Origin of the sequence: Flavobacterium sp., assembly GCF_003525665.1 — a bacterium.
Lineage (GTDB): Bacteria > Bacteroidota > Bacteroidia > Flavobacteriales > Flavobacteriaceae > Flavobacterium.
Genome location: NZ_DQDX01000123.1, coordinates 7,365 through 14,221 on the forward strand (window position 1 = coordinate 7,365; position 6,857 = coordinate 14,221).

7 protein-coding genes are annotated in these 6,857 nt (G+C 32.6%); 5 read left to right on the plus strand and 2 right to left on the minus strand.

Translation table 11 applies throughout. The features are described 5' to 3' along the window. Positions 1 to 1,076, plus strand: a 1,076-nt coding sequence (locus tag DIU01_RS08835) for a DUF4143 domain-containing protein (RefSeq protein WP_290833596.1), incomplete at its 5' end; no start/stop codon positions are given. Between the two features lie 108 nt (positions 1,077 to 1,184). On the opposite strand, the gene DIU01_RS08840 is transcribed toward DIU01_RS08835, so the two are convergent. Then, the gene (locus DIU01_RS08840) at positions 1,185 to 1,742 is read right to left on the minus strand and encodes a hypothetical protein (RefSeq protein ID WP_290833599.1); all 558 of its coding nucleotides are present in this window, start codon (positions 1,740 to 1,742) and stop codon (positions 1,185 to 1,187) included. Between the two features lie 136 nt (positions 1,743 to 1,878). Here DIU01_RS08840 and DIU01_RS08845 point away from each other — a divergent pair, with 136 nt between their 5' ends. Then, positions 1,879 to 2,805, plus strand: a complete 927-nt coding sequence (locus DIU01_RS08845; RefSeq protein ID WP_290833601.1) for a PfkB family carbohydrate kinase — start codon at positions 1,879 to 1,881, stop codon at positions 2,803 to 2,805. 155 nt (positions 2,806 to 2,960) lie between these two features. Beyond that, positions 2,961 to 4,859: an amidophosphoribosyltransferase gene (locus DIU01_RS08850; protein WP_290833603.1), complete on the plus strand. Its 1,899-nt coding sequence runs from the start codon at positions 2,961 to 2,963 to the stop codon at positions 4,857 to 4,859. 420 nt (positions 4,860 to 5,279) lie between these two features. On the opposite strand, the gene DIU01_RS08855 is transcribed toward DIU01_RS08850, so the two are convergent. Next, a complete protein-coding gene (locus DIU01_RS08855) occupies positions 5,280 to 5,885 on the minus strand; it encodes a superoxide dismutase (RefSeq protein WP_290833605.1) in 606 nt (201 codons plus the stop codon). A 266-nt stretch (positions 5,886 to 6,151) separates the two neighbouring features. Here DIU01_RS08855 and DIU01_RS08860 point away from each other — a divergent pair, with 266 nt between their 5' ends. Both DIU01_RS08860 and DIU01_RS08865 read left to right on the plus strand, forming a co-directional pair. Beyond that, on the plus strand, positions 6,152 to 6,676 hold the full coding sequence (locus DIU01_RS08860) for a GNAT family N-acetyltransferase (protein ID WP_290833607.1): 525 nt from the start codon (positions 6,152 to 6,154) through the stop codon (positions 6,674 to 6,676). Next, positions 6,673 to 6,857, plus strand: a 185-nt coding sequence (locus DIU01_RS08865; RefSeq protein ID WP_290833609.1) for a hypothetical protein, incomplete at its 3' end; no start/stop codon positions are given. The genes DIU01_RS08860 and DIU01_RS08865, both read left to right, overlap by 4 nt.

Here is a 6,857-nt window from a genome sequence, read left to right on the forward strand (position 1 = left end):
TATCGGGAAAAACAACCTTTTTAAAAACCCATTTTTCGGAATATCAATATGTAAATTTAGAAAATTTAGATACAAGAAAATTTGCAACAGATGATCCAAATGGATTTTTAGCGCAATACGATAAATTTGTAATTTTTGATGAAGTACAACGAGTGCCTCATCTGTTTTCCTATTTACAAACGAAGGTAGATGAGGACAAAATCATGGGGCAGTATATTTTATCAGGTTCTCAGAATTTTCATTTGATGCAAAATATTACCCAAAGTTTAGCTGGTAGAGTTGCCTTGTTTAAATTGTTGCCATTTGATGTTTCTGAAATGCAAGATGCCAATTGGTTGAATGATGATTATGCAATAAACCTTCAAAAAGGATTTTACCCAGCAATTTACGATAGAAACATTCCATCAAAAGTTTTTTATTCTAATTATGTTCAAACTTATGTCGAACGTGATTTATCGGAACTAATTCATGTAAAAGACTTAAAACAATTTAGAAATTTTATTTCATTATGCGCAGCAAGAGCTGGTCAATTACTAAATCTAAACTCTTTGGCAAATGAATGTGGCATTTCACAACCAACAGCAAAATCATGGATTTCTGTTTTAGAAAGCAGTTATATTGTTTATCAATTGCAACCGTATTTTTCAAATTTTAATAAGCGTGTTACTAAAAGTTCGAAATTATTCTTTTATGATACCGGACTTCTTTGCTATTTGCTAAAAATAAATGATGCCGAAAGTGTGAAATTGAGTTCTTTGAAAGGAAGTTTGTTTGAAAATTATGTAATCAATGAGTACATCAAGAAAAATTATCATAACAATTTGCTTTTGGATTTATGGTTTTGGCGCGATGCAGTTGGTCATGAAGTAGATTTGATTTGGCAAAATTCAGAAATGTTAAATCTAATTGAAATTAAAGCATCCGAAACCATAATGACCGATATGTTTAAAGGATTAACCTACTTTGAAAAATTAAAACCCGAATTAATTCAAAGTAAAACATTAGTTCACACCGGATTATTCAACCAACAACGAACTTTAGGAAAAGTAATGAGTTGGAAAGAAATTGTTTTTTAGATAGTTTTTAAACGAACGTTGCGATGAATTAGCCGTTTATGCATCGGGTTTGCCCAATTTACCGATTGATGCTTTTTATGAAAATGAAGATGGGAAGTTGTTGTAGGATTAATTTACAGACTTCAATTTATATTCAACTAATTTGAAGTTTGGATTTACTAAAAAGAGTTCATTAGTGTCTAAATTGATGCTATCGATTGTATAATGGTAAGTGAATTTCGGATCCATTTTTGTGTTAAAATGGTACGTCTCAGCTAAACTTTTCTTGCTGTATGTAAAATAGGTTTTTTTTAATGATACAAATGACTTTTTCTTAGTTTTAAGATCGAAAATGTACGTAGAATCTTTATCAACAGTATCTACACCAGCCCAACCAGTATATCTTTTTTTGCCAATACTTGTTATTAAAAAGCGATTATCAAAAATTTCATCAAAATATACAAAATTGTTTTCTCGACAGTAAATAAGTGTTGAATCTTTGTAAAGACAATTATCATTTAGTTTTAAACCGAAACTTTTATATGTTGTAAAAAGACTGTTTTGTGTATTTGCGAAATATTTTATTGTTTTTTCGTTTTTAAAACTCAATTTATTTTCCTCTACTATAGAAGGTACAGGCTTACAAGAAACCAAAATTAGAATAAATAGTAAATGTCTGTAGTTCACTTTTAAAGCTTTTTACAAATCTACAAAAAACCACTCAAAACTTTAAACCACAAATCCTTTTAAACTTTTAAACCCATAAACTTTTAAACTTCTAAACTAAAGTTTATCTTTGCACCTTTAATTTGAAAACGTAAAAATGAACAAACTTTTAATAGTAGGAACGGTTGCTTTTGATGCTATCGAAACTCCTTTTGGAAAAACAGATAAAATCCTTGGTGGTGCTGCAACTTATATTGGACTTTCAGCTTCGCACTTTAATGTAAAATCAGGAATTGTTTCGGTTGTTGGTGAAGATTTTCCTCAAGAATATCTTGATTTATTGACTGCAAAAAACATTGATATTTCTGGAATCGAAATCGTAAAAGGTGGAAAAACATTCTTTTGGAGCGGAAAATACCACAACGACTTAAATTCTCGTGATACTTTAGCTACAGAATTAAATGTTCTAGCCGATTTTAATCCGGTTGTTCCTCAAGATTTTAAAGATGCTGATGTGGTTATGTTAGGAAACTTACATCCACTAGTTCAAAGTTCGGTTCTTAATCAAATGACAACTACACCAAAATTAGTTGTTCTTGATACAATGAATTTCTGGATGGATTGCGCGTTACCAGAATTACTTGATATCATCAAACGTATCGACGTAATTACAATCAACGACGAAGAAGCTCGTCAATTATCTGGTGAATATTCGTTGGTAAAAGCGGCTGCGAAAATCCATACAATGGGTCCAAAATACGTAGTAATTAAAAAAGGAGAACACGGAGCATTATTGTTCCACAACGAAAAAGTATTTTTTGCTCCAGCACTTCCGTTAGAAGAAGTATTTGATCCAACTGGCGCAGGTGATACATTTGCTGGTGGTTTCTCAGGATACATCGCACAAAGCGAAAACATTTCGTTTGATAATATGAAAAACGGAATCATTCAAGGTTCAAACTTAGCGTCATTCTGCGTTGAGAAATTTGGAACTGAAAGAATGGAAACATTACAAAAAGAAGAGGTGCAAGAAAGATTGAAACAATTCAAAGCTTTAACACAATTTGACATAGAATTATCATAAATTTATGCCTCGAAATTTTCGGGGCATTTTTATTTGAAATACACAAATAACATAAATAGTTTACTACTAATTATTTGTGAAACTGATTGAAAGAATAACACGAACTTTTTACAATTCGTGTCTAAACAAAACAACACAACTAAAATACAACTACAATGAGCGACGCAATCAAACACGAATGTGGAATTGCACTTTTAAGATTAAAAAAACCGTTAGAATTCTACAAAGAAAAATACGGTTCTGCTTTCTACGGAATACAAAAAATGTATCTGTTGATGGAAAAGCAACACAACCGCGGACAAGATGGCGCCGGATTTGCATCAATTAAATTGGATGTAGAACAAGGTGAACGTTACATTAGCAGAGTTCGATCTAATGATCCGCAAGCAATTCAAGATGTTTTCAAGCAAATTAATGAGCGAATTAATGAAGAGCTGACTTCGCATCCAGAATATGTGAATGATGTAGCGGCGCAAAAAGCTAATATTCCGTACATCGGAGAATTATTTTTAGGTCACGTTCGCTACGGAACTTTTGGAAAAAACAGTATTGAAAGCGTTCATCCATTTTTACGTCAGAACAACTGGATGCACCGAAACCTTATTGTTGCAGGAAACTTCAACATGACCAACGTTAAAGAACTTTTTAATAGCTTGATTGAGTTAGGACAACATCCTAAAGAAATGGCAGATACGGTTACCGTAATGGAAAAAATCGGACATTTCCTAGATGATGAGGTTACCGATTTGTATCAAGAATGTAAAGTGAACGGATTGTCTAAAAGAGAAGCTTCACCAGTTATTGCCGAAAAACTAGACATTCGAAAAATATTAAAACGTGCCAGCAAAGGTTGGGATGGCGGATATGCGATGGCCGGACTTTTTGGTCACGGTGATGCCTTTGTTTTTCGTGATCCAGCCGGAATTCGTCCTGCGTATTTCTACGAAGATGATGAAATTGTGGTTGTGGCTTCAGAACGACCAGTTATCCAAACGGTTTTCAACGTTGCTTATGATAAAGTGCAAGAATTGCAACCAGGAAACGCCTTAATTATCAAGAAAAACGGAAAAGTTACCGAAGAAGAAATAATTGTTCCAACAGTAAAAAAAGCATGTTCGTTCGAAAGAATTTATTTCTCTCGTGGAAGTGATGCCGAAATTTATCAAGAACGTAAAAATCTTGGTAAATTAATTCTTCCAGCAGTTTTAGAATCGATTGAAAATGATACAGATAACACTGTTTTTTCATACATTCCAAATACTGCAGAAACTTCGTTCTACGGAATGGTAGAAGCTGCAAATGATTTCTTAAATCAAAGAAAAAATCAACATATTCTCGATAACCGAAATACGTTAACTGCAGAAACGTTAAACGAATTGTTAGCGGTAAAAATTAGAACCGAGAAAATTGCAATTAAAGACGCCAAACTAAGAACGTTCATCACCGACGATAAAAATCGTGACGAATTAGTAGCACACGTTTATGATGTAACTTACGGAGTTATAAAACCAACCGATAACTTGGTAATTATTGATGATAGTATTGTTCGCGGTACAACACTAAAAATGAGTATCATCAAAATGATGGATCGATTGAATCCAAAACGAATTGTTGTAGTGTCATCGGCACCGCAAATTCGTTATCCAGATTGCTACGGAATTGATATGGCGAAGCTGGAAGGATTAGTTGCTTTTCAAGCGGCAATTGAACTTTTAAAAGAGCGAAATCAATATCATATTGTTGAAGAAGTTTATAATAAATGTAAGGCGCAAGAGAACTTAAAAGACTCTGATGTAGTGAATTACGTTACAGAAATATATTCGCCATTTAGCGATATGGAAATATCAAATAAAATAGCAGAATTACTTACAACTCCAAGCGTAAAAGCAGAAGTTAAGATCATTTTTCAAACCGTTGACAATTTACACATCGCTTGTCCAAAGAATTTAGGTGATTGGTACTTCACTGGAGACTATCCAACACCAGGCGGAAACCGTGTAGTTAATCGTGCTTTTATCAATTTTTTCGAAGGAAATGATGCGCGTGCCTACTAAAAGTTAATAAAAAGTGTAGTTAGTCGATTATTATTGTTATTCGTCAATAATATTTTGAAACACAATACACCACAATATATCTTTGGAGAACCATAGCATTAGTAGGTTAAGTTTATGGTAGATTTGGGGCAAAAAGGGTGAAGTTTACTTCACCTTTTTTATTTTCTATAAGTCCTAACATTCTAAAAGGTAAATTCTACCCTCATTTGCCTATCATTCCAATATATTTACCGATTTAATCTTAATCAAACTACAAATACTAGTTAATTTTGTGTTACCATAGAATTTAGTAAGTTAAGTTTATGGTAGATTTGGGGCAAAAAGGCGTCTGCCTTGGCAGACGTCTTTTTAATATAAATGCAAAAACCCGTTCGCTTTACAAAGTGAACGGGTTTTTTTTAGTATTCTAAATGTATTAGATTATTTTTCTAAGGCATATCTTCTTGCAACTTCTGTCCAGTTGATAACACTAAAAAATGCCTCAATATAGTCAGGACGACGGTTTTGATAATGTAAATAATAAGCATGTTCCCAAACGTCCATTCCTAAAATTGGAGTTCCGCCACAACCAACGCCTGGCATCAAAGTGTTGTCTTGGTTTGGAGTTCCACAAACTTCCAATTTTCCATCTTTCACACAAAGCCAAGCCCAACCGCTTCCAAATTGTGTTGCTCCAGCTTTTGCAAAACGTGCTTTAAATTCGTCAAACGATTTAAAATCTCTCTCAATCGCTTCAAGTAATTCACCAGTTGGTAAACCGCCACCATCAGGCGACATCACAGTCCAAAACAAATTATGATTGTAAAAACCTCCACCATTATTTCTAACAGCAGCATTTTTCATATCAAGATTTATTAAAATATTTTCAATCGATAAACCTTCCAACTCAGTTCCAGCAATTGCCGCATTCAAGTTAGTTGTATAAGCATTGTGATGTTTAGAATGATGAATTTCCATTGTTCTAGCATCAATATGAGGTTCTAACGCGTCGTAAGCGTAAGGTAATTGTGGTAATTCAAAAGCCATAATATATTTTTTTAAAAGATTATATAAAAAGTGAATTCAAAGTTATAAATTTAACTTCAAAAAAAGTTACACAATTACGTTATAATTTTATTAAATCAATTTTTTAGAAGCTAGTTTCAGCTATCCATTGCAAGTTTGTTTGTAAAATTATTTTTTTCTATGCTGTAAAAAGAGCTTCCGTTGGTCGCTTTTTTACAACAAGAAAAAATATAATTTTCCTTCACAAAGCTTTCCATTACTATCTGGGCTAGACAATTCGGTGCATTATGACATTCAGTATTCAACCCACAAATTTGCAAAATCAATTAGTAAAATTAGTTCCGCTACAAGAAACCGATTTTGAAGAACTATACTCAGTAGCCAACGACGAATTATTATGGGAACAACATCCCAATAAATTACGTTACCAAAAACCAGTTTTTCAAAACTTCTTCGAAGGTGCAATGCAATCGCAAGGTGCTTTTTTCATCCGAGAAACTTCCACCAACGAACCCATTGGCAGCAGTAGATTTTATGATTACAATCCCGAAACCAACTCCATATTAATAGGTTACACTTTTATAGGAAGAAAATTCTGGGGAAAAGGCTATAACAAAGCCATAAAAAAACTCATGATGGACTACGCTTTTCAATTTGTAGATACTATTTATTTTCACATCGGAGCATTTAATATCCGTTCTCAAAAAGCAATGGAAAAAATAGGAGGCGAAAAAATAGACGAATTTGAAGTAGAATATTTCGGTGAAGAAAGTAAATTGAATTATATTTATAGGATAAATAAAAACCAATGATAACAATTTTAGACTTTTTATTGGAATTTATTAGAGTTGATTTAATGATTGGCTTTGGTTGTTATTCAATAGTTCTTATTATTTTAAAATTGTTTTCTTACAAAAAAGAATTTTTAAAAGAATTTGACACATATGCTTGTAAAATAATTATTTATTTAGGTATTTTATATGGAATTATTTG